This window comes from Streptomyces sp. DSM 15324 (assembly GCF_001514285.1).
Taxonomy (GTDB): Bacteria; Actinomycetota; Actinomycetes; order Streptomycetales; family Streptomycetaceae; genus Streptomyces.
The window spans coordinates 308,993-332,043 of sequence record NZ_KQ949026.1 but is presented as its reverse complement, the minus strand read 5'-3'; the positions used below and the strand labels follow the sequence as shown (position 1 = coordinate 332,043).

Here is a 23,051-nt window from a genome sequence, read left to right as displayed (position 1 = left end):
GGGACGCCCCGCCTGTGGTACCCGGCCCGGGACGCCCCGCCCCTGACGCCCCACCCGTGAAAGGCCACCCCTTGTCCGACCCGCACGAGCTCGTCGTCCTGAATCCGGCCACCGAGGAGGTCGTCGCCACCGTCCCCGCCGCCGACGCGGCCGACGCGGACGCGGCCGTCCGGCGCGCCGCGGCGGCCCAGCCGCGCTGGGCCGCGCTCGCGCCCGCCGACCGGGCCCGGCTGCTGCGCCGGTTCGCCGACACCGTGGACGCCCACCTCGAAGAGCTGGCGCTGCTGGAGGTCCGCGAGGCCGGCCACCTCCTCGGCAACGCCCGCTGGGAGGCCGGCAACGCCCGCGACCTGCTGCTGTACGCGGCCGGCGGCGTCGAACGCCTCACCGGCCGGCAGATCCCGGTGCCCGGCGGCTGGGACGTCACCTTCCACGAACCGCTCGGCGTGGTCGGGGTGATCGCCCCCTGGAACTTCCCGATGCCGATCGCCGCCTGGGGCTCCTTCCCGGCCCTCGCGGCCGGCAACGCGGTCGTCCTCAAGCCCGCCGAGACCACCCCGCTCACCGCCCTGCGCCTCGCCGAGCTCGGCCTCGAAGCCGGCCTGCCCGAAGGGCTGTTCCAGGTCCTGCCCGGGTACGGCGCCGTCGCGGGACGCGCGCTCGTCGACCACCCCGGCGTGGCGAAGATCGTGTTCACCGGCTCCACCCGCACCGGCCGCGAGGTCATGGAGCGCTGCGCGAGCCAGGTCAAGCCCGTCACCCTCGAACTCGGCGGCAAGAGCCCCAACGTCGTCTTCGCCGACGCCGACCTGAAGGCGGCCGTCGACCCCTTCTCCTTCCTCGACAACTCCGGCCAGGACTGCTGCGCCCGCACCCGGATCCTCGTCCAGGAGTCGGTGTACGACGAGGTGGCCGACCTCCTCGCCCGGGAGCTGTCCGCCGTCGTGGTCGGCGACCCGGCCGACGAGGCCACGCAGATGGGCCCGCTGATCTCCCGTCAGCAGGTCGAGCGCGTGCGGTCGTTCGTCCCGGACGACGCGCCCGGGCTGCGCGGCAGCGCCCCCGAGGGACCGGGCTTCTGGTTCCCGCCGACCGTCCTCACCGGCGCCGCGCCCGACTCCGACGCCGCCCGCGAGGAGATCTTCGGCCCCGTCGCCGTCCTGCTGCCCTTCACCGACGAGGCGGACGCGATCCGGCTCGCCAACGACACGCCCTACGGCCTCTCCGGCTCCATCTGGACCCGGGACGTCGGCCGCGCCCTGCGCGTCTCGCAGGCGGTGCGCGCGGGAAACCTGTCGGTGAACTCGCACTCCAGCGTCCGCTACTGGACCCCGTTCGGCGGCTTCAAGCAGTCCGGCGTCGGCCGTGAGCTGGGCCCGGACGCCCTGACCGCCTTCACCGAGACCAAGAACGTGTTCATCTCCACGGAAACCAGCACGGAGGGCCCCGCACAGTGACCGCATCCACCGAAGAGATCGTCTGCCGTCGCCTCGTCGGCCGCACGGCCGTCATCACCGGAGCCGGCAGCGGCATCGGCCTCGCCACCGCCCGCCGGCTCGCCTCCGAGGGCGCCCACGTCGTCTGCGGCGACGTCGACGAGGCCCGCGGCAAGGCGGCCGCCGAGGAGGTCGGCGGGATCTTCGTGAAGGTCGACGTCACCGACGCCGAGCAGGTCGAGGCCCTGTTCAAGACGGCGTACGACACCTACGGCAGCGTCGACGTCGCCTTCAACAACGCGGGCATCTCGCCGCCCGACGACGACTCCATCCTGGAGACCGGCCTGGAGGCCTGGAAGCGCGTCCAGGAGGTCAACCTGACCTCCGTCTACCTGTGCTGCAAGGCCGCCATCCCCTACATGCGGCGCCAGGGGAAGGGCTCGATCATCAACACGGCGTCGTTCGTGGCCAGGATGGGCGCGGCCACGTCCCAGATCTCGTACACCGCCTCCAAGGGCGGCGTCCTCGCCATGTCCCGTGAACTGGGCGTGCAGTTCGCCCGGGAGGGCATCCGGGTGAACGCCCTGTGCCCCGGCCCGGTCAACACCCCGCTGCTGCAGGAGCTGTTCGCGAAGGACCCGGAGCGCGCCGCACGGCGGCTGGTGCACATCCCGGTGGGCCGGTTCGCCGAGGCCGAGGAGATCGCCGCGGCCGTGGCCTTCCTGGCCAGCGACGACTCCTCGTTCGTCAACGCCGCCGACTTCCTGGTGGACGGCGGTATCGCCGGGGCGTACGTCACCCCGCTGTAGGGCTCACAGGGCTCACAGGAACGTGTGGCCCTCACCCCGGTAGGTGGGCACGGTCGCCGTGACCGTGTCCCCCTCCACCAGGTGCAGCATGTCGAACCGCTCGCACAGCTCACCGGCCTTCGCGTGCCGGAACCACACCTTGTCGCCGATCAGCAGATCGTCGGCGGGGGAGCCGAGGAGCGGGGTCTGCACCTCGCCGGGGCCCTCCTGGGGGTCGTACCGCAGTCCCTCGGGGAGGTGGGGCACGGGGAGCCGGTCCGGTCCGGGGGCACCGGAGGCGGGGTATCCGCCGCCCAGGACGGTCACGACCCCGACCCCCGGCCGCCGTACGACCGGCTGGGCGAACAGGGCGGCCGGACGCCCGGTGAACGACGTGTAGTTGTCGAAGAGCCGCGGCACGTACAGCCCCGACCCGGCGCCGATCTCCGTGACCGCGTCCTCGGCGGCCGTGTGCTGCACACTGCCGGTGCCGCCGCCGTTGACGAACTCCAGGTCCGGGGCGACCGCCCGCACCGCCCGCACCACCGCGGCGCGCCGCTCGGCGAGTTCACGGCGGGCCGTGGCCTGCATCAGCCGGATCGCCCGGGACCGGAACGGCCGCCCGGCCACGTCGTCCCCGACACCGGCGATATGACCCTCGTACGCCATGATCCCCACGAGCTTGAAGCCCGGCCGCCGGGCCACCGCCCGTGCCACCTCGGCGACCTGGGCCGGGGAGTGCAGCGGGGAGCGCAGGGCACCGACCCGCACCCGGCCGCCGAGCAGCTTCAGCGAGGTGTCCAACTCCAGGCAGACGCGGATGACTTCGGTGCCGCCGGCCCGCGCCGCGTCGATCAGGTCGAGCTGGGCGACGTCGTCGACCATGACCGCGACGGCGGCCGCGAGCTTGGGGTCGGCGGCGAGTTCGGCGAAGGCGGTGCGGTCGGCGGAGGGATAGGCGAGCAGGATGTCGTCGAAGCCGGAACGGGCGAGCCAGAGGGATTCGGCCAGGGTGAAGGACATGATGCCCGCGAAGCCGTCCTTGGCGAGGACGCGCTCCAGCAGGGTCCGGCAGCGCACGGACTTGCTGGCCACGCGGATCGGCTTGCCGCCTGCCCGGCGGCGGAGGTCCTCCGCGTTGGCGTCGAAAGCGTCCAGGTCGACGATCGCGAGTGGGGCGTCGAGATGCTCGGTGGCCCGGTCGTAACGGGCCCGGTCGGCGGCGCGCGCAGTCATGAACGAAGCCTGCCAGACTCGATTACCGCAGGGTAGGGGGATGTTCCGGGCAGATGCCCCGTCGGTCACGGACCGGTTCCCGTTCGCTCGGCAACAAGCCGTAGAGTGACGCGCACGCACGGAGGACGGCTCCGGCCGGAGATCCGTGCCGGGATGCCGCTCCCTCCACGCGGGTATGCGTGCCTGGACGGACCGCCGCGTCCGCACCGGGCCGCCGGGCACACGCAGGACGGCCCGCGTACGAGAACGACGGCCCGGGCCAGAGGAAACGGGGGGTGCATGAGCACGGAAGCACGCCGCGCCTCGGTTCCCCCGCGCCCGGACGTGCCGCCCCGTCCGGCCCAGCCGCCCACGGCGGGCGCGGGCCACGAGGAACCGCCGACCGCCGCACCCGGGGAGAAACCCGCGAACGACACAGCGCAGCCGTCCGGAGCCGGCGAGAACGGCACGCACGGCGTCGCGGGGCCACGGAACAGCGCCCCGCATCCCGGGCCGCCGAGGACCCCGTCCCCCTGGGTCCGCCCGTACGCCCCGTCCGTCGACGAGGAGCCCGGCGGCCCGCCGTCCGCTCCCGGCAGGACAGCGCCCTCGGACCGCACCCTCCGCTTCTCCGCCCCCTTCGGCCCGGATCCCGTGGACCCCCCGCCCCCGCCGCCCGCGTCGGCCCGCTTCCCCGACGCCCCGCCACGCCGTCCGGGCACCCCCCGCAACGGCTCCGCCCCGTACCGACCGCCCGGCACGGCGACACCCCGCACGGCCCACCCCGACGACCCGCGCAACCCCCCGACACCGCCCGCCGCCCCTGGCCCACGCCCTGCATCCGCCCCTGGCCCACGCCCTGCCTCGGCCCCGGCGGCACGCCCGAGCACCGGCACGGCACGTGCGGACGGCACGGGTGCCGGTTCCGACCCGCGCTCCGGTGGCGCGCCGGCTGACCGTCCGGGTGCCGGCGCCGGTTCCCGGCCCGCAGCCGCGCCGGCCGATCGTCCGGGTGCCGGCGCCGGTTCCCGGCCCGCAGCCGCGCCGGCCGATCGTCCGGGTGCCGGCCCCGGTCCGCGTTCTGGTGGCGCGCCGACCGACCGTACGGGTGCCCGCCCCGGCGGCGCATCGACTGACCGCACCGACAACGGCCCCGGCACGCGCCCCGGCGCTTCGGCCGACGAGCGTGCGGACCGCCACACCACCGAGCTGCGCTTCGGGGGCCCTGCTGCCACACGTGCCGGCGGTCCCGCTGCCACGCGTGCCCCGGAACCCACCGAAGCGAGCGGCGCCCGCCGCCCGGCCCCCTCGACTCCCCGGTCCTCCGACTTCTTCGGCCCGCGTCCGGGGGCGACGGCCCCCCGTTCCGCCGAGCCCGCCGACGACAGCGGCTCGCGTCCCACCGCTCCCGCCTCCGGCAGTGCCTGGAGCCCGCTGCCCCGCAGCTGGGTCCCGAGCCCGAGCGTCGCCGTGGACCAGGAGACGGGGCAGGGCCCCGGTTCCGCCCGGCGTGCCGCCGCCGCGCAGCCGTCGGCGGGCGAGCCGGACGACCAGCCGGCCTGGACGCCCACCTCCGCGATACCGCCCCCCGACTTCACCCTCCCGCCCCGAGCCCCCCGGCAGGCGCCCCCGCAGCCCACCACCCGCCCGACGGCGGCCTCCCCGGCCCCACCCACTCGCCCGACGCCCGCCCCCGCGCCGCGCCTCACCACGGCCACGGGCGACCCCGCCGCCCCCGTGTCCGGCCCGTCCGGCCGGTCCGCGCCCGGCCCGGAAGCCTCCGGCGGCCGTCCTGCCTCCACGCCGGGGGCCTCCGGTCGCCCCGCTTCGGCTCCGGGCGTCCCCGGGCGCCCCCCGACCGACCCCGTCGGCAGCTCCGCCCGCCCCACCCCGGCCGCGGGAGCCCCCGGCCGTGCCGTTTCCGAGGCGGGTGCCTCCGGCCGTCCCGCGGGCGGGTCGAGCGTCGCCGGTCGTTTCCGGGGCGACGCGGATGCCTCCGCCCGCCCCTCCCTCTTCGGTGACTTCGGCGATGCCGAGCCGGGCGCCTCCACCCGCCGCACGCCCCCGCCCGCGCCGGACACCCCACCGCGCCCCGCTCCCGCCCCGAAGGCGCCCCCGCGCCCCACCGCCGCACCGCACACGCCCCCGCGCCCCACGGTCGCCCCGGACCCGTTCACCGCGCACTCCACCAAGGCGGGCGCCGCCATCCCGCGCCCCTCAGAGCCGCCCCTGCCCGGTGGTCTGTCGCCGGATCCCGCTCTCTCCTGGAGTGCTCCCATGGCTCCCGGCAAGGCGCCCGGTGCCACGCGCCCCGTGGTGACCTTCGCGCGGCCCGAAGGGTTCGGCGACGCGGGACGGGGGGCCGGGCGGCGCGGGCGGACCCTCGTGGCCGCCGCCTGTGTCGTGCTCGGGCTCGGGCTCATCGGCGGTGCCGTCACCGGGAGTTGGCTCGTCGGGGACGCGGAGGGAAGCGGCGCGCGGGACACGTACGCCGCGGCCGGCGGACTCTGGCACAACGTCCCGGTCGACGAGCTGTTCCCGGTCACCGTCGACGGCCAGGGCGCCGGGCCCGGCGGAGCCGACCGCACCTGGACCCGGATCGCCGTCGCCCCGGACAGCGGCTGCGCCGACGCCTTCGACCCGCTGCTGCGCCAGGCCCTCACCGCGGTCGGCTGCCAGCGGCTCCTGCGCGCCACCTACACCGACGCCACCCAGAGCTACGTCACCACCGTCGGCCTGCTCTTCACCACCGCCGACGCGGCCGGCATGCGCGCCCTCGACACCCGGTTCGACAAGGAGGGCCTGGCCCGCCGCACCGACCTGATGCCGAAGCCGTACGCCGCGAAGGGCACCGCCGCCGCCTCCTTCGGCGACCGGCAGCGCGCCTCGTGGACGCTCTCCGTCCTCACCGACGCCCCGGTCGTCGTCTACGCCGTCTCCGGCTGGGCCGACGGCCGTACCGTCGAGAGCCCCGAGCCCGCCACGCAGGCCACCGCCTCCGGCTCCACCGCGGCCCCCGCCCAGGCCGGCCTCGGCAACGAGGCCCAGGGCCTCGCCGACCGTATCGAACGGAGCCTGCGCAAGACCGCCGTCACGCCGCCCCCGGAGCAGCCCTCATGAGCCGCCGCAGCACGCGCAGCCCGCACCGTCCTCGCGGCCTCGGCGGCCACCGTCTTCGCGGGGCCGGCCTGCTCTGCTGTCTGCTCGCCGGTTCCGTCGCCCTGCTGCCCGCCGCCCCCGCGTACGCCGACGGCATCCGCGCCCAGCAGTGGGCCCTCGACGCCATGCACACCCAGGAGGCCTGGCAGACCACCAAGGGCAAGGGCATCACGGTCGCCGTCCTGGACACCGGTGTGGAGGCCGACCACCCCGACCTGGAGGGCAACGTCCTCCAAGGCAGGGACATGGTCGGCTTCGGCGCGAAGGAGGGCGAACGGCCCTGGGCCCGGCACGGCACCGCCATGGCCGGCATCATCGCCGGTCACGGGCACGGGTACGGCGACGAGGACGGCGTCATGGGCATCGCGCCCGAGGCCAGGATCCTTCCCGTCCGCGTGATCCTGGAGGACGACGACCCCCAGCGCACCAAGGCCCGCAACAGCCGCGGCAACGCCCTCGCCGAGGGCATCCGCTGGGCCGCCGACCAGGGTGTCGACGTCATCAACCTCTCCCTCGGCGACGACTCCGCCTCCGCCCACCCCGAGCCGGCCGAGGACGAGGCCGTGCAGTACGCCCTGAAGAAGGGGGTGGTCGTCGTCGCCTCGGCCGGCAACGGCGGTGACAAGGGCGACCACATCTCGTACCCGGCGGCCTACCCGGGCGTGATCGTCGCGACCGCCGTCGACCGCTACGGCACCCGCGCCGACTTCTCCACCCGCCGCTGGTACGCCACGGTCGCCGCCCCCGGCCAGAAGGTCGTCATCGCCGACCCCGACCACAAGTACTACGAAGGCTGGGGGACCAGCGCGGCCTCCGCGTTCGTCTCGGGCGCGGTCGCGCTCGTCAAGGCCGCCCACCCCGGGCTCACCCCGGCGCAGATCAAGAAGCTCCTGGAGGACACCGCCCGCAACCCTCCCGCCGGCGGCCGTGACGACTCCCGGGGCTTCGGCTTCATCGACCCCGCCGCCGCGATCCGCGCCGCCGCCGACCTCCGGCCGGAGGGCCTGAAGGCCGCGTCCTACGGCAAGAAGTACTTCGGCGCGGGCCCCGACGCCGCCCGCGCCGAGGACGACTCCTCCGACTGGGCCGCCCCGCTCGCGGGCGGAGCCGGAGTGGTGCTCCTGCTCGGCGCGGTCGTCCTGTGGCGCGGCCGCCGCGAGCCGGACGGCTTCGAGACCTATGAGACGTACGAGGCCTACGACGTGTGACGCGTGACATGTGACATGTGACATGTGACGCGTGACGTGCGAGGCGACGGAGGCCCGGTGGTCGGCTATTCCGTCGCCGTCGCCGTCGCCGTCGCCGTCGCCGTGCCGTCCGCGAACGCCGAAATCGCCGCCTTCGCCGCCGCCTCCACCAGCGAGATCCCCTTCGCCTGCGTCGCGTTGCCGTTCGACAGCACCGCCACCAGGTACGCGCGCCCGCCGGACGTCACCCGTCCGATGCTGTTGACGTCCCACAGCCCGGTGGTGCTCCTGGGCAGCCAGCCGTTCTTCAGCGCCCAGGACGAGCCGTCGGCCGCCGCTGAGACACCCCAGTGCTGGTCGGCCGCGATCTGCCGCATCAGGCCTTGCAGATACGTCCGCGACGCCTCGCTCAGCTCCGAGTCGTCCCCGAAGACCTGCCCGAGCAGCGTGAGCTGGTCGGCGGCCGTGGTCTGGGTGAGCCCCCACAGCATGTCGTCGCCGCCCTCGGTGCCGGTGAGCCCGAACCGCGCGTTCGCCGCGTCCAGCCCCTCCGCCTTGCCGATGATCCGCCACAGCTCCGACGCCGAGGTGTTGTCGCTGTTCTCGATCATCGTGGTGGCGTACGTCTTCTCGGCCGCCGTGAGATGCCGGCCCGCGTCCTGCGCCTGGAGCAGCAGGGTCGCCAGGATGTCCACCTTCACGATGCTCGCCGTGTCGAACGCGGCGGAGCCGTAGGCCGCGCTGTCCGCGGAGTCCACGTCCAGCACCGCCACGGACACCTGCGCGTCGGCCGGCACGCTCACCGACTCCATCGCCTCGGCGAGCAGCGCGTCGTAGTCCACCTCGGGTGCCGCCACCGACTCCACCGTCACGCCTCCGTCCGCCGACCCCGACGCGGACGCCGACGGCTCCGCGGAGGACGACGATACGGCCCCCTCACCGCTGTGCGCCTGTGCCTTCACATAGGCGGTGCCGCCGGCGGTGGCGCCGACGACGGCCAGGGTGGCGAGCGCGCTGTACAGGAGGGGACGGCGCCGGGACGGGCGGGCGCGGCGGCCGCCTCGGGCTCTGGGAGACTCCATGCCCGAGATGGTGGTGGCGCCGACTGTGCGGGCCGTTAGCCGGACGTAAGAGGTACGTCAGCGAACGCCGAGAATCCTGTGAATGCCGTCTCAGTCGCGTTTCGGGCCCCGCACAAGCCCAGCAGCATCCCCCCGATAAGGTCGGTGACCGTGGCGAACAAGAACATTCCCGACCCCGGCTACTCCGACGACGATGGCTCCGCCGACCCCCGGCTGAGCGCGGCGCTCGCCGCCTGGGCCGAGGACCGCACCGCCGTCGGACCCGTCCTGGAGGCGCTCAAGGACACCCGGCTGCTCGTCCCGGTGGTGGCCGTGCTCGGTGAGGTCGAGGAGGACGAGAACGGGTTGCGCCGCGAGAAGACCAGCGACATGGCCGTCCCCACCCTGAAGGCCGGCGGCCGCACCGCGCTGCCCGCCTTCACCTCCACCGACTCCCTGGCCCGTTGGGACCCGGCGGCGCGTCCCGTCGCCGTACCCCTGCACCAGGCGCTGCGGGCCGCCGCGCACGAGAAGGCGGACACCGTGGTGCTCGACCTTGCCGGGCCGGTGGCGTTCGAGCTGACGGGACCGGCGCTGCGGGCGCTCGCCGAGGGCCGTACGACCACCGATCCGCTCGCCGATCCGGCCGTGCGGGAAGCGGTGCGGGCCGCGGTGGCCGCCGAGCCGGACGTCGTCCGCGCGCACCTCGGGCCGGGGCAGGCGGACGGCACGCTCGCCCTGGTCCTCGACCCGGCCGCCGCCCCCGCCGAGGCCGCCCGCGCGGTGGCCGGCCGGCTCGCCGCCGACGAGACGCTGAGGGCCCGCCTGGTGCGGGGTCTCGACCTGGCACTCCTGCCGGCCGGGACCACCCCGCCGGGCGAGCCCCTGTACGTACGTGGTTGATCCTGAGCTGTTGAGCTGTTGAGCTGTTGAGCCGCGGGCCGGGTGTTCTAGCCGTAGACGGGGCCGGTGTACTTCTCGCCCGGCCCCTGACCCGGCTCGTCCGGGACGAGCGAGGCCTCGCGGAAGGCCAGCTGGAGCGACTTCAGGCCGTCGCGCAGCGGGGCGGCGTGGAAGGAGCTGATCTCGGTCGCGCTCGCGTCCAGCAGGCCGGCGAGGGCCGTGACCAGCTTGCGGGCCTCGTCGAGGTCCTTGTACGTGTCGCCCTCCTCGGTCAGCCCGAGCTTCACGGCGGCCGCGCTCATCAGGTTGACGGCGACCGTCACGATCACCTCGACGGCCGGGACCTCGGCGATGTCGCGGGTCATCTCGTCGAAGTCGGCGGAGGCGGGGTCCGGGGAGCCGGCGGGGGAGGTCTCACTCATGCCCCACACGATAGGCGCAGGCCGCCCGGCCCCCGTACCGAGGCTCGATTCGCCGTTCCGGGCGCGGGCTGCTAATCTCGATGAACGACCGGTCGGACACGCGTGCCACCCAGCAGGCGGGCCCGGCCCACAAGTGGAGGCTCCGAACTCCCACCCGATCGCCCCCCGAGGGCGGCGGGTCACCCCGGTCAGGCGGCCGCCATCGTTCCGTACGGACGATGGAGTCGCCCGGTAGTGCGCCCCGCGATCCCCGCGAGGGTGCTCCGGTAGTGCTTGGAGCCCCCGCATGTGATCGTTCGGGGCATTTTTTGTGCTTCGGCGTGGTTATAGGTCTAACGACACAAGACGTTACGCGGCCGTCCGCCAGACCGTCGCGTAGTGCTACCGAGGAGGATCCATCAGCGCCGAGCCCCGCATCAACGACCGGATTCGCGTTCCCGAGGTGCGACTTGTCGGTCCCAGTGGCGAGCAGGTGGGCATCGTCCCCCTGGCCAAGGCACTGGAGCTTGCGCAGGAGTACGACCTGGACCTGGTCGAGGTCGCGGCGAACGCCCGCCCGCCGGTCTGCAAGCTCATGGACTACGGGAAGTTCAAGTACGAGTCGGCCATGAAGGCCCGTGAGGCGCGCAAGAACCAGGCGCACACGGTCATCAAGGAGATGAAGCTCCGGCCGAAGATCGACCCGCACGACTACGACACCAAGAAGGGTCACGTCGTCCGGTTCCTCAAGCAGGGCGACAAGGTCAAGATCACGATCATGTTCCGTGGTCGCGAGCAGTCCCGGCCCGAGCTGGGCTACCGACTGCTGCAGCGTCTCGCGGAGGACGTCCAGGAGCTCGGGTTCGTCGAGTCGAACCCGAAGCAGGACGGCCGCAACATGATCATGGTCCTCGGTCCGCACAAGAAGAAGACCGAGGCGATGGCCGAGGCCCGTCAGGCGCAGGAGGCCCGCAAGGCCGAAGCGAAGGCCAACCCCGGCCGCTCGCAGAACCCCGCGGACGCCGAGTTCACCGACGCCGAGGTCGAGACCACCGAGGCCCCTGCCGAGGCTTCCGCCGAGGCGTGATCCGAGGGACGTACGTACGTCCCCTGGAGCCAACCCATACAGCAGCGACGCTCCACCCAGTGCCCGGTTTCACGACCGGGCACCGGAGCGCCACCGACGAGGAGAGAACGGCGCTATGCCGAAGAACAAGTCGCACAGCGGTGCCAGCAAGCGCTTCAAGGTCACCGGCTCCGGCAAGGTGCTCCGTGAGCGCGCCGGCAAGCGCCACCTGCTCGAGCACAAGTCGTCCCGAGTGACGCGTCGCCTCACCGGCAACGCCGAGATGGCCCCGGGCGACGCCGCGAAGATCAAGAAGCTTCTCGGCAAGTGAGGCCGGGCGCCCAGCGCCTGACCCTCGCACACCGGGACCCAATCGATTCCGGGCCGTGTGACGACACCCACGGCCCCGCTACAAGGAGTTAACAAGTGGCACGCGTCAAGCGGGCAGTCAACGCCCACAAGAAGCGCCGGGCGATCCTCGAGGCGGCCTCCGGCTACCGCGGTCAGCGTTCGCGCCTGTACCGCAAGGCCAAGGAGCAGGTCACCCACTCGCTGGTCTACAACTACAACGACCGCAAGAAGCGCAAGGGCGACTTCCGTCAGCTGTGGATCCAGCGCATCAACGCCGCTGCCCGCGCCAACGGCATCACCTACAACCGCTTCATCCAGGGTCTGAAGGCCGCCAACGTCGAGGTCGACCGCAAGATCCTGGCCGAGCTCGCCGTGAACGACGCCAACGCGTTCGCCGCGCTCGTCGAGGTCGCGCAGAAGGCGCTGCCGTCGGACGTCAACGCGCCCAAGGCCGCGTGACGCTGCGCTGGCTCTGAGCCGACGTGATCGAAGGACCCGCAGGTCTCATCCTGCGGGTCCTTTGTTGCTGACGCTCGCCGAGGCCGCCCATCGGGTGCGGGCCGTTGGGGGCTTGTCGCGCAGTTCCCCGCGCCCCCAGGGGGTTGCAGTCGTCCCCCGATGCCAAGCCGACCGCACATCTACTTAAGGTGAACCAGAACATGCCCCCCGCAAGCCCCGAGCTGATCTCGCCCCGTTCTCCCCGTGTGGCCGCCGCGCGGCGGCTCGGGCGGCGGAACTTCCGCGGGAAGGAGCGGCTGTTCCTCGCGGAGGGGCCGCAGGCCGTGCGGGAGGCGGCGGGGTACGGCAAGGAGACGCTGGTCGAGCTGTTCGCCACCGTCGAGGCCGCGGAGCGGTACGCCGACATCGTGGGGGAGGCCAGGACGGCCGGCGCCCGCGTCCACCTCGCCGACGAGCAGGTCATCGCGGACATCTCCACCACCGTCACCCCGCAGGGGCTCGTGGGCGTCTGCCGGTTCGTCGACACCTCCTTCGAGGAGATCCTCGCCGCCCGGCCCCGGCTCGTCGCCGTCCTGGCGCATGTGCGCGACCCCGGCAACGCCGGCACCGTGCTGCGCTGCGCCGACGCCGCCGGCGCCGACGCCGTCGTCCTCACCGACGCGTCCGTCGACCTGTACAACCCCAAGGCCGTCCGGGCCTCCGTCGGGTCGCTGTTCCATCTGCCCGTCGCCGTCGGCGTCCCTGTGGAGCGGGCCGTGGCCGGGCTGCGGGAGGCCGGGGTGCGGATCCTCGCCGCCGACGGCGCGGGCCGGGACGACCTCGACGACGAACTGGACCGGGGCACCATGGGCGGGCCCACCGCCTGGGTGTTCGGCAACGAGGCCTGGGGCCTGCCCGAGGAGACCCGCGCCCTCGCCGACGCCGTCGTCCGCGTCCCGATCCACGGAAAGGCCGAGAGCCTGAACCTGGCCACCGCCGCGGCCGTATGTCTCTACGCATCGGCCCGTGCACAGCGCGCCTTGGGAGGGTGCCGCTCCGTCACCGAGAGCTAGTAGGGTGGCGGGCTCGGGGAGCCTCTTCCGGAGGGATGGGAGTTGAGGTACGGGGATGAGTGTCGGCACGAGCAGCGCACCGGGAGCGGCCCGCCCTGCCGGTGACCTGGCCGAACTCGGCATCGACCCCGACGGCCTGCCCGACGGGCTGGTCGTCGCCGACGAGCAGGGCCGGGTGATCTGCTTCAACGCCGCCGCGGCCCGCATCACCGCCGTACCGCCCGAGCAGGCCCTCGGGCAGCGGCTGGACAAGGCCCTGCCGTTGGAGGACCTCGAAGGCCGCCGCTGGTGGCAGCTCACCGACCCCTACGGAGGGCTCGCCATCCGCACCGGCCAGCCCGAGCGCAACCTGCTGCTGCCCGGCGGCCGCGAGGTGCTCGTCACCGCGCGGTACGTCCGCACCCGGCCCACCGGACCCGTCCGCCGGGTCGTCGTCTCCCTGCGGGACACCGAGGCCCGCCGCCGCACCGAACGCAGCCACGCCGAGCTGATCGCCACCGTCGCCCACGAACTGCGCTCCCCCCTGACCTCCGTCAAGGGCTTCACCGCCACCCTCCTCGCCAAATGGGCCCGCTTCACCGACGACCAGAAGCGGCTGATGCTGGAGACGGTGGACGCCGACGCCGACCGTGTCACGCGGCTCATCGCCGAGCTGCTCGACATCTCGCGGATCGACTCCGGACGGCTGGAGGTGCGGCGCCAGCCCGTCGACATAGGCGCCGCCGTCGGACGGCACATCCAGGCCTACGTCGCCGCAGGGCAGCCCGCCGACCGCTTCCTGCTCCGCATCCAGCAGCCGCTGCCCGCGCTGTGGGCCGACCCCGACAAGGTCGACCAGGTCCTCAGCAACCTCATCGAAAATGCCGTGCGCCACGGCGAGGGGACCGTCACGATAGACATCACGCCCGCCGCGTCCCCCCGGGAAGGGGAGGACACCGGCACGTCGGTCACCGTGAGCGACGAGGGTGCCGGCATCCCGGAGGAGTCCATGAACCGCGTCTTCACCCGCTTCTGGCGGGGCAGCAAGCGCGGCGGCACCGGCCTCGGGCTGTACATCGTCAAGGGCATCGTCGAAGCCCACGGCGGCACCATCACGGTCGACCGCGCCCCCGGCGGCGGCGCCGAGTTCCGATTTACGTTGCCCGTGGGCGCCCCGGCGTATCTCGCCTGACGGCCTGCGGGCTCTTCGTTCAGCTCCACCCCGTTAGACTCGGCCTTTGGCACCTTTGTGTCCCGAAAACCATGACGCACTGGCCAAGAGCACTGTCCATGAGCCGGTGACGGGGACCATCCGCCAGCAATCGGAAGCACGGGAAGAGATGTCGGCACCCAATAAGTCGTACGACCCTGTCGAGGTCGAGGCGTTGAAACCGGAAGAGATCGAGCGCATGCGGGACGAGGCGCTCGCCGCCTTCGCCGCCGCGGACTCCCTCGACGCGCTCCAGGAGGCCAAGGTCGCCCACACCGGCGGCACCTCCCCGCTGGCGCTCGCCAACCGCGAGATCGGCGCGCTGCCCCCGCACGCCAAGGCCGCCGCCGGCAAGCTGGTCGGCCAGGCCCGCGGCGCGGTGAACAAGGCCCTCGCCGGGCGTCAGGAGGAGCTGGAGGCCGAGCGTGACGCCCGGGTGCTGGTCGAGGAGGCGGTGGACGTCACCCTGCCGTACGACCGCGTACCGGCCGGCGCCCGCCACCCGCTCACCACGCTCTCCGAGCGCATCGAGGACATCTTCGTGGCCATGGGCTACGAGGTCGCCGAGGGCCCGCAGGCCGAGGCCGAGTGGTTCAACTTCGACGCCCTCAACATCGGCCCCGACCACCCGGCGCGCGGCGAGGCCGACACGTTCTTCGTGCAGGGCCCCGACGGCGGCACCGAGTCCGGCGTCGTCCTGCGCACCCACACCTCGCCCGTGCAGATCCGCTCGCTGCTCTCGCGCGAGCTGCCGGTCTACGTGATCTGCCCCGGCGTCGTCTACCGCACCGACGAGCTGGACGCCACGCACACCCCGGTCTTCCGCCAGGTCGAGCTGCTCGCCGTGGACGAGGGCCTGACCATGGCCGACCTCAAGGGCACCATGGACCACATGGTCCAGTCGCTGTTCGGCGAGGGCATCAAGACCCGGCTGCGGCCCAACTTCTTCCCTTTCACCGAGCCGTCCGCCGAGATGGACATGGTGTGCTACGTCTGCCGCGGCGAGTCCGTCGGCAACCCCGACCGCCCCTGCCGTACCTGCTCCTCCGAGGGCTGGATCGAGCTCGGCGGCTGCGGCATGGTCAACCCCAAGGTGCTCACCGCCTGCGGCGTCGACCCCGAGAAGTACAGCGGCTTCGCCTTCGGCTTCGGCATCGAACGGCTGCTGATGTTCCGCCACAACGTCGAAGACATGCGAGACATGGTCGAGGGTGACATCCGGTTCACCCGGCCGTTCGGGATGGAGATCTGATGCGGGTCCCGCTTTCCTGGCTGCGGGAGTACGTCGACCTCCCCGCCACCGAGACCGGCCGTGACGTGCAGGCCAAGCTGGTGTCCGCCGGCCTCGAGGTCGAGACCGTCGAGCAGCTCGGCACCGACCTCAAGGGCCCCCTCGTCGTCGGTCAGGTGCTGACCATCGAGGAGCTGGAGGGCTTCAAGAAGCCGATCCGCTTCTGCACCGTCGACGTCGGCACCGCCAACGGCACCGGCGAGCCGCAGGAGATCGTCTGCGGCGCCCGCAACTTCGCCGTCGGCGACAAGGTCGTCGTGGTCCTCCCGGGCGCCGTCCTGCCCGGCGGCTTCGCCATCGCCGCCCGCAAGACGTACGGCAGGACCTCGCACGGCATGATCTGCTCCAGCGACGAGCTGGGCATGGGCGACGACGGCACCAAGGGCATCATCGTGCTGCCCCCGGAGACCGAGGTCGGCAAGGACGCCATCGAGCTGCTGGAGCTGGTCGACGAGGTCCTGGACATCGCCGTCACCGCCAACCGCGGCGACTGCCTGTCGATCCGCGGCGTGGCCCGCGAGGCCGCCATCGCCTACGGCCTGCCGCTGCGCGACCCGGCCCTGATCGACGTACCGGCCCCGAACGCCTTCGGCTACCCGGTGCAGGTTGCCGACCCGCTCGGCTGCGACCGCTTCACCGCCCGCACCGTCACCGGTCTGAGCCCCGAGGCGCGCTCCCCGATCTGGCTCAAGCGCCGGATCCAGAAGGTCGGCATGCGCCCGATCTCGCTCGCCGTCGACGTCACCAACTACGTGATGATGGAGCTCGGCCAGCCGCTGCACGCCTACGACCGCGCACTGGTCCAGGGCACCATCGGCGTCCGCCGGGCCGCGGAGGGCGAGCAGATCGTCACCCTCGACGGCGTCACCCGCACGCTGCACGCCGAGGACCTGGTCATCACCGACGACCGCGGTCCGATCGGCCTCGCCGGCGTCATGGGCGGTGCCGACACCGAGATCGCCGACCACGACGACACCGAGCAGTCCACCGGTGACGTCGTGATCGAGGCCGCCCACTTCGACGCGGTGTCCATCGCGCGCACGGCCCGCCGCCACAAGCTGTCCTCCGAGGCCTCCCGCCGCTTCGAGCGCGGCGTCGACCCGGCCGCCGCCGCGGCCGCCGCCCAGCGCACGGTCGACCTGCTGGTGCTGCTCGCGGGCGGTACGGCCGACGCGGGCGTCACCGAGGTGGTCACCCCCTTCGGCCCGCGCACCATCACGGTCCCGGCGAACCACCCCGACCGGGTCGCCGGTGTCGGCTACGGCCGCGAGACGGTCGTGCGCCGCCTCCAGGAGATCGGCTGCGACGTGTACGGGCAGGACGAGCTGATCGTCACCGTCCCGTCCTGGCGGCCCGACCTCACCGAGATCAACGACCTGGCGGAGGAGGTCATCCGCCTGGAGGGCTACGAGAACCTGCCCTCCACGCTGCCCAAGCCCCCCTCGGGCCGCGGTCTCACCCACCGCCAGCGGCTGCACCGCCGCGTCGGACGCGCCCTGGCCGGCGCCGGATACGTCGAGGCCCCGAACTACCCGTTCATCGGCGAGGGCGTCTTCGACCAGCTCGGCCTGGCCGCCGACGACCCGGCCCGCCGTGTCGTCAGGCTCACCAACCCGCTCAACGACGAGGAGCCCGCGCTCCGTACGTCGCTGCTGCCGGGCCTGCTGGGTGCCCTGCGGCGCAACGCCGGCCGGGGCAGCCACGACCTCGCGCTGTTCGAGACCGGCCTGGTCTTCCACCCGCGCGAGGGGGCCGGCGTCGCCGGTCATCTCCCGGTCGACCGCCGCCCGACCGACGAGGAACTCGCGGCGCTCGACGCCGTCCTCCCCGAGCAGCCGCGCCATGTCGCCGCCGTCCTCACGGGCGCCCGCGAGCAGGCCGGCTGGTGGGGCAAGGGCCGTCCGGCCGACTGGGCCGACGCGGTCGAGGCCGCCCGCACCGTCGCCCGCGAGGCCGGTGCCGAACTCGTCGTGCGGAGCGGGCAGTACGGCCCGTGGCACCCCGGCCGCTGCGCCGAGTTCGCGGTCGTCGCCGACGGCACCGAGCGGGTCGTCGGGCACGCGGGCGAGCTGCACCCCCGGGTGCTGAAGGCGCTGGGCCTGCCCGCCCGCACCTGCGCGATGGAGCTGAACCTCGACGTCCTGGAGGCGGTCGGCGACGACACCCCCCGGGCGCCGAGCATCTCCACGTTCCCCGTGGCCACGCAGGACGTCGCCCTTGTCGTCGACTCCTTCGTCCCGCACGCGGACGTCGAGGCGGCGCTGCGCGAGGGGGCGGGTGAACTGCTGGAGGGCATCCGGCTGTTCGACGTGTACGTCAACGACGAGCAGCTGGGTGACGGCAAGAAGTCGCTGGCCTACGCGCTGCGCTTCCGCGCGGGGGACCGGACGCTGACCGTGGACGAGGCTTCGGCCGCGCGGGACGCGGCGGTCGCTCTCGCCGGTGAGCGAACGGGGGCGGTCCTTCGGGGCTGACGCCGTACGCCGGGTGCGGGTGGACTGTGGCTGGTCGCGCAGTTCCCCGCGCCCCTGGTGGGCTGTACTCCACCGCTGGGTGGAGCCTGATCACGGCGCATCGCCGGGTCGTCGCGTAGTGAGGGGGAGCCGACGACCCGGCGAACCTCTTTCGAGGCATCTCAGTCAACCGGCCGGGAACTCTCCGCGACAGCGCGCACACAGCATGGATACGCGCACTCCGTTCACACCCCGTGTGAAGACGCACCCACTAGTCTGGCCGCACCGAGGCACCGGGGGGCACCCATGCAGCCCAACACTCTGCTCGACGCGATCCTGGACGAGGCGGGCGTCTCGCACGCGGGCCTCGCCGCCCACGTGAACCAGGCCGGACGGGCTCGCGGACTCGCCCTGCGCTACGAGCACACGGCGGTCGCCCGATGGCTGAAGGGCCAGCGCCCGCGCGGCCAGGTGCCCGACCTGATCTGCGAGGTCCTCGCGGGCCGGCTGCACCGGCCGGTCACCCTGGACGACATCGGCCTCGGCGTACCGGGCGAGCCGTCCGCCCCGCACACCACCTCACTGTCCGGCTTCGTCGAGCGGGCCACCGCCCTGTGGCGCTCCGACGAACAGCAGCGCCCCCACCTCCTCGGCGCCCCCGCGATGACGGGGACGCCGGCCGTGATGCCGGTGTGGGAGTGGGAGAACCCGCCCGAGGACGTCGACGTCTCCCGGGGCGGCCGGCACCGCGTCACCTGCGGCGACCTCGAGATGCTGCGGGCCGCCCGCACCCACTACGAGCAGATGTACCGCAAGGCGGGCGGTATCGCGACCCGCAGCCGTATCGTCGGCTTCCTCAACGCCGAGGCCGCGCCGCTGCTGCGCGGCAGCTACACCGACGAGACGGGCCGTCAACTGCACCGGGCGACCGGCGCCTTGGTGGCCGTCGCCGGGATCTGCGCCTACGACTCCGACGCGCACGGCCTCGCCCAGCGCTACTTCCACCAGGCCCTCAGACTCGCCAAGGCCAGCGGGGACCGGGGACTTGGCGCGTACGTCATCGCCCTCCTCGTCAACCAGTCCCTGTTCATGCGGGAGTTCCGGCAGGCCGTCGCCTTCGCGGAGGCCGCGCTGCGCACGGCGGGCAGGCACATCACCCCCGCCCTGTCCTCCGATCTGTACGCGATGCAGGCCAAGGCGTACGCCCACCTCGGCGACGGTACGAGCGCGCTGTCGTGCATCCGGCGGGCGGAGACGGCCGCCGATCGCATCCGGCGGGGCGTCGAACCCGACGAGACCGGCTATGTCCAGCCCGGTCTGGTCAATGTGCAGGTGGCGGAGGCGCTGCTCAGCCTCGGGGAGATCGCCGCGGCCGCCGAACACGCCCGGGCCGCCGTCGGCACGCCCGCACACGACCGGGGCCGGGTGCACCGGCTCGCCATGCTCAGCACGATCGAGCTGCGCCAGGGTCACGCCGACAAGGCCGTGGTCACCGCCGTCCGGATGGCCGAGCAGGCCCGGGGCATGGAGTCCCAGCGGCTGCGCGACCGACTCCGCGCGGTGCGCGAACACCTGGTGCGCAGCGGCTGCTCGGGCACCGCCGAGGCGGCCGAACTCATCGACGGAGCACTGCGCGTACCGCTCTAGACCTTCGGGGCGCTCCACAGTCCCTGCTGCGATATTGCCACTCACCCGACGGAAGGTGGCAGAACCGTGCAGTGGACGAAACAGAACGAAAAAACTGTGTATGAAAACCGCTGGTTCAGCGTCAACCTGGCCGATGTGGAGCTGCCGGACGGCCGGCACCTGGACCACTTCCTGATACGGCTGCGGCCCGTCGCCGTGGCCACGGTGGTCAATGCGGCGAACGAGGTCCTGCTCCTGTGGCGCCACCGCTTCATCACCGACAGCTGGGGCTGGGAACTCGCGGCGGGCGTCGTCGAGGACGGCGAGGACATCGCCCGCGCGGCCGCCAGGGAACTCGAGGAGGAGACCGGCTGGCGGCCGGGGCCCCTGCACCACCTCATGAGCGTGGAACCGTCCAACGGCCTCACCGACGCCGTCCACCACATCTACTGGTCGGACCGGGGCGAGTACGTGGGACACCCCGTGGACGACTTCGAGTCGGACCGGCGGGAGTGGGTCCCCCTGAAGGTCGTACCCGACCTGGTCGCCCGGGGGGAGGTCCCGGCCGCCAACATGGCGGCCGCGTTGATGCTGCTGCACCACCTCAGACTGACGGGAGAGTAGGGGAGCGGCAGGAAGCCGGCGGGGCCTAGCGGGCCAGTGCCTGCCAGAGGGTCACGACGAGCGCGCCCAGCGCGGTGAGCGCCGCGAGTGAGGGCAGCGGCCAGCGCGCGTGTTCCAGCGAGACCATACGGGTGTTCAGCTCGTCCAGCTCCTTGGCTGTCTCCTCGGCGCGATGGGTGATCAGGGCCAGCCCGCCCTCGACACGGGCGTAGGCCACGTCCAGCCGGCGACGTAACTCTGCGAGTTCTCCATGGACGACGGGATGCTCGGGATCGGCGGTCACGTGTCCGCTCCTTTCCGTGGTCGGCTCACATCCCTGCATGTGCATGGTGAGTCAACCCGCCTGGTGGGCCGGTGGGGAGCGTGTGCGCGCGGCATATGCGGGCCCGTCGCGCACACGGTGTGTGAAACACGCGGGCCCGGCACTCCGAGGAGCGCCGGGCCCGCGTCGACCACCGTGGGTGATCGGGAGGTCAGTAGGTGTAGAACCCCGAACCGGTCTTGCGGCCCAGCCGGCCCGCGTCCACCATGCGCGCCAGCAGCGGGGGAGCGGCGTACAGCGGCTCCTTGTACTCGTCGTACATCGACTGCGCGACCGAGGCGACCGTGTCCAGGCCGATCAGGTCGGACAGCTTCAGCGGGCCCATCGGGTGGGCGCAGCCCATCTCCATGCCGTTGTCGATGTCCTCGCGGCTGGCGATGCCCGTCTCGAACATCCGGATCGCGGACAGCAGATACGGGATCAGCAGCGCGTTGACGACGAAGCCGGAGCGGTCCTGGGCGCGGATCGCGTGCTTGCCCAGCAGCTTCTCGGCGAACAGCTGCGCCCGGCTCAGCGTGCCCTCGGAGGTGGTCAGGGCCGGGATCAGCTCGACCAGCTTCTGCACGGGGGCCGGGTTGAAGAAGTGGATGCCGACGACCTGATCGGGCCGAGAGGTGGCGACCGCCAGCTTCACCAGCGGGATGGAGGAGGTGTTGGAGGCCAGGATGGCGTCCGGGCGGCTCACCACCTGGTCGAGGACCTGGAAGATCTCCGTCTTGACCTGCTCGTTCTCCACGACGGCCTCGATGACGAGGTCCCGGTCGGCGAACTCGCCGAGGTCCGTGGTGAAGCTCAGCCGCGCCTGCGTCGCGTCCCGCTCCGCCTCGGAGATCTTGCCGCGCTCCGCGGCCTTGGCCAGGGAGCCGAACAGCCGGGTCCGGCCGAACTCCAGGGCCTCACCGGTGGTCTCGGCGACCTTGACGTCGAGTCCGGCGCGCGCGCAGACCTCGGCGATGCCCGCACCCATCTGGCCGCAGCCGACGACTCCGACGCGTTCGATGTCCGTCACATCGTCCCCTTCGCTGACTCTCACTGGGGCACCGGCGGTGGCGCCGGCCCCGGGTCGGTTGTCCGTGACAGGTCTGCCGGTTCCCGGTCGGCCTGCTCCGATCGTGCACGTTACTAGCAAGTATCGATGATCGATCACCGGGGGCGGTGCATGCTGTGCGCGGAGACGATCCGTGACCGAGCGGATCCATGGCGTGACAGGGATGGGTGCGATGGGGCGACTGACCCGGAGGGCGTTCGCGCTCGCGGCGCTGTCGGCGTTCACCACGACGGGAGCGGCGGGCTCGGCGGCGCCCGCTCCCGCACCGGGCGGAGCGGGCCGGGGCCGGGCGACGGCCGAGATGCGGGGCATGTGGCTGGCCACGGTGGCGGGCCGCGACTGGCCGTCCAAGCCGGGGCTGACCGCCGCACAGCAGCGCAAGGAGCTGACCGACTGGCTGGACCTGGCGGTGCGCGACCGGCTCAACACGGTGGTCTTCCAGGTCCGGCCCACGGCCGACGCGCTGTGGCCCTCCCCGTACGAGCCCTGGTCGCAGGTCCTCACCGGCACCCAGGGGAAGTCCCCGGGCTGGGACCCGCTCGGCACCGCCGTCAGCGAGGCCCACGCCCGCGGCCTCGAACTGCACGCCTGGTTCAACCCGTACCGGGTCGCCACCCACGCCGACCGCTCCCGGCTGGCCGCCTCCCATCCGGTCCGCAAGCACCCGGAGTGGGCGGTGGAGTACGGCGGCAAGCTCTACTACAACCCGGGCCTGCCGGCGGTCCGCGCCTTCGTCCAGGAGGCGATGCTGGACGCGGTGAAGAAGTACCCCGTCGACGCCGTCCACTTCGACGACTACTTCTACCCCTACCCGGTCGCGGGCCAGTCCTTCGACGACGACGAGGCGTACGACGCCTACGGCGGCGCGTTCACCACCCGGGCCGCCTGGCGACGGGACAACGTCGACAAGCTGGTGAAGGAGATGGCCGCCCGGATCAAGACCGCCCGCCCGGGCACCCAGTTCGGCATCAGCCCGTTCGGGGTGTGGCGCAACGCCTCCACCGACGCACGCGGCTCGGACACCCGCGCCTTCCAGTCGTACGACGAGATCTACGCCGACAGCCGCAAGTGGGTGAAGGAGGGCTGGCTCGACTACGTCGTCCCGCAGCTCTACTGGGAGATCGGCAACTCCGCCGCCGACTACGCCAAGCTCGTGCCCTGGTGGGCGGAGACGGTCAAGGGCAGCCGGACCCGGCTCTACCTCGGTGAGGGCCTGTACAAGGCGGGCGCCTCCGGACAGCCCGCCGCCTGGTCGGCCAGGGCCGAGCTGAGCAGGCACCTCACGCTCGCGAAGAAGTACCCGCAGGCGCGCGGGCATGTCTTCTTCGCCGCCAAGGACGTACGGACGGACCGGATCGGGGCGATGGCGCGGGTGGTCGCCGACCACTACGGGCAGTCGGCGAAACCCCCGCGCTGACGG

Annotated in this window: 20 protein-coding genes; 15 read left to right on the top strand and 5 right to left on the bottom strand. The window is 73.1% G+C overall.

The window, feature by feature from the left end:
• Positions 1 to 71: 71 nt before the first annotated feature.
• Together AQJ58_RS15635 and AQJ58_RS15630 are read left to right on the top strand one after the other, a co-directional pair.
• Entirely contained in the window at positions 72 to 1,457 is a 1,386-nt protein-coding gene (locus AQJ58_RS15635) for an aldehyde dehydrogenase family protein (protein WP_067250376.1), read from the top strand.
• On the top strand, positions 1,454 to 2,245 hold the full coding sequence (locus AQJ58_RS15630; protein WP_067250374.1) for a 3-oxoacyl-ACP reductase: 792 nt from the start codon (positions 1,454 to 1,456) through the stop codon (positions 2,243 to 2,245). Before AQJ58_RS15635 ends, AQJ58_RS15630 begins: the two co-directional genes overlap by 4 nt.
• 12 nt (positions 2,246 to 2,257) lie before the next feature.
• On the opposite strand, the gene AQJ58_RS15625 is transcribed toward AQJ58_RS15630, so the two are convergent.
• A complete protein-coding gene (locus tag AQJ58_RS15625) occupies positions 2,258 to 3,460 on the bottom strand; it encodes an amino acid deaminase/aldolase (protein ID WP_067250372.1) in 1,203 nt (400 codons plus the stop codon).
• Between the two features lie 1,449 nt (positions 3,461 to 4,909).
• On the opposite strand from AQJ58_RS15625, the gene AQJ58_RS44415 reads away from it, so the two are divergent.
• Together AQJ58_RS44415 and mycP are read left to right on the top strand one after the other, a co-directional pair.
• Positions 4,910 to 6,559 (top strand): hypothetical protein, encoded by a 1,650-nt coding sequence (locus AQJ58_RS44415; protein WP_234360061.1) that lies wholly within the window; start codon positions 4,910 to 4,912, stop codon positions 6,557 to 6,559.
• Complete coding sequence (gene mycP, locus AQJ58_RS15615; protein WP_079078945.1) at positions 6,556 to 7,806, top strand: type VII secretion-associated serine protease mycosin; 1,251 nt, start codon at positions 6,556 to 6,558, stop codon at positions 7,804 to 7,806. The genes AQJ58_RS44415 and mycP overlap by 4 nt, the downstream gene beginning before the upstream one ends.
• 65 nt (positions 7,807 to 7,871) lie before the next feature.
• Here the strand turns inward: mycP and AQJ58_RS15610 are convergent, their stop codons facing one another.
• On the bottom strand, positions 7,872 to 8,867 hold the full coding sequence (locus tag AQJ58_RS15610) for a serine hydrolase (protein ID WP_067250369.1): 996 nt from the start codon (positions 8,865 to 8,867) through the stop codon (positions 7,872 to 7,874).
• 150 nt (positions 8,868 to 9,017) lie between these two features.
• On the opposite strand from AQJ58_RS15610, the gene AQJ58_RS15605 reads away from it, so the two are divergent.
• Complete coding sequence (locus tag AQJ58_RS15605) at positions 9,018 to 9,749, top strand: SseB family protein (protein WP_067250918.1); 732 nt, start codon at positions 9,018 to 9,020, stop codon at positions 9,747 to 9,749.
• 47 nt (positions 9,750 to 9,796) lie between these two features.
• Here AQJ58_RS15605 and AQJ58_RS15600 read toward each other — a convergent pair whose 3' ends face one another.
• Positions 9,797 to 10,171, bottom strand: a complete 375-nt coding sequence (locus tag AQJ58_RS15600; RefSeq protein WP_067250366.1) for a DUF1844 domain-containing protein — start codon at positions 10,169 to 10,171, stop codon at positions 9,797 to 9,799.
• Between the two features lie 397 nt (positions 10,172 to 10,568).
• Between AQJ58_RS15600 and infC the strand changes: the two genes are divergently transcribed.
• From infC to AQJ58_RS15555, 9 genes are all read left to right on the top strand, one after another.
• On the top strand, positions 10,569 to 11,237 hold the full coding sequence (gene infC / locus AQJ58_RS15595; protein ID WP_079078944.1) for a translation initiation factor IF-3: 669 nt from the start codon (positions 10,569 to 10,571) through the stop codon (positions 11,235 to 11,237).
• A 115-nt stretch (positions 11,238 to 11,352) separates the two neighbouring features.
• The gene (rpmI, locus tag AQJ58_RS15590; RefSeq protein WP_004933563.1) at positions 11,353 to 11,547 is read left to right on the top strand and encodes a 50S ribosomal protein L35; all 195 of its coding nucleotides are present in this window, start codon (positions 11,353 to 11,355) and stop codon (positions 11,545 to 11,547) included.
• A 95-nt stretch (positions 11,548 to 11,642) separates the two neighbouring features.
• Positions 11,643 to 12,026: a 50S ribosomal protein L20 gene (gene rplT / locus AQJ58_RS15585; RefSeq protein ID WP_020938960.1), complete on the top strand. Its 384-nt coding sequence runs from the start codon at positions 11,643 to 11,645 to the stop codon at positions 12,024 to 12,026.
• 200 nt (positions 12,027 to 12,226) lie between these two features.
• Complete coding sequence (locus tag AQJ58_RS15580) at positions 12,227 to 13,078, top strand: TrmH family RNA methyltransferase (protein ID WP_067250360.1); 852 nt, start codon at positions 12,227 to 12,229, stop codon at positions 13,076 to 13,078.
• Positions 13,079 to 13,133: 55 nt separating this feature from the next.
• Positions 13,134 to 14,249 carry a sensor histidine kinase gene (locus AQJ58_RS15575; protein ID WP_067250357.1) on the top strand — a complete coding sequence of 372 codons (1,116 nt, stop codon included), beginning with the start codon at positions 13,134 to 13,136 and terminating at the stop codon, positions 14,247 to 14,249.
• 148 nt (positions 14,250 to 14,397) lie between these two features.
• Entirely contained in the window at positions 14,398 to 15,519 is a 1,122-nt protein-coding gene (gene pheS, locus AQJ58_RS15570) for a phenylalanine--tRNA ligase subunit alpha (RefSeq protein WP_067250354.1), read from the top strand.
• The gene (pheT, locus tag AQJ58_RS15565; RefSeq protein ID WP_067250353.1) at positions 15,519 to 18,032 is read left to right on the top strand and encodes a phenylalanine--tRNA ligase subunit beta; all 2,514 of its coding nucleotides are present in this window, start codon (positions 15,519 to 15,521) and stop codon (positions 18,030 to 18,032) included. Before pheS ends, pheT begins: the two co-directional genes overlap by 1 nt.
• A gap of 285 nt (positions 18,033 to 18,317) precedes the next feature.
• Positions 18,318 to 19,658, top strand: a complete 1,341-nt coding sequence (locus AQJ58_RS15560; protein WP_067250350.1) for an NsdA family TPR-like regulatory protein — start codon at positions 18,318 to 18,320, stop codon at positions 19,656 to 19,658.
• 66 nt (positions 19,659 to 19,724) lie between these two features.
• Positions 19,725 to 20,261 (top strand): NUDIX hydrolase, encoded by a 537-nt coding sequence (locus AQJ58_RS15555; protein WP_079078943.1) that lies wholly within the window; start codon positions 19,725 to 19,727, stop codon positions 20,259 to 20,261.
• Positions 20,262 to 20,286: 25 nt separating this feature from the next.
• Here AQJ58_RS15555 and AQJ58_RS15550 read toward each other — a convergent pair whose 3' ends face one another.
• Both AQJ58_RS15550 and AQJ58_RS15545 read right to left on the bottom strand, forming a co-directional pair.
• A complete protein-coding gene (locus AQJ58_RS15550) occupies positions 20,287 to 20,544 on the bottom strand; it encodes a hypothetical protein (RefSeq protein WP_067250344.1) in 258 nt (85 codons plus the stop codon).
• A 190-nt stretch (positions 20,545 to 20,734) separates the two neighbouring features.
• Positions 20,735 to 21,592: a 3-hydroxybutyryl-CoA dehydrogenase gene (locus AQJ58_RS15545; protein ID WP_067250341.1), complete on the bottom strand. Its 858-nt coding sequence runs from the start codon at positions 21,590 to 21,592 to the stop codon at positions 20,735 to 20,737.
• A 211-nt stretch (positions 21,593 to 21,803) separates the two neighbouring features.
• Here AQJ58_RS15545 and AQJ58_RS15540 point away from each other — a divergent pair, with 211 nt between their 5' ends.
• Positions 21,804 to 23,048, top strand: a complete 1,245-nt coding sequence (locus tag AQJ58_RS15540) for a glycoside hydrolase family 10-like protein (protein WP_067250338.1) — start codon at positions 21,804 to 21,806, stop codon at positions 23,046 to 23,048.
• The last annotated feature ends 3 nt before the right edge of the window (positions 23,049 to 23,051 follow it).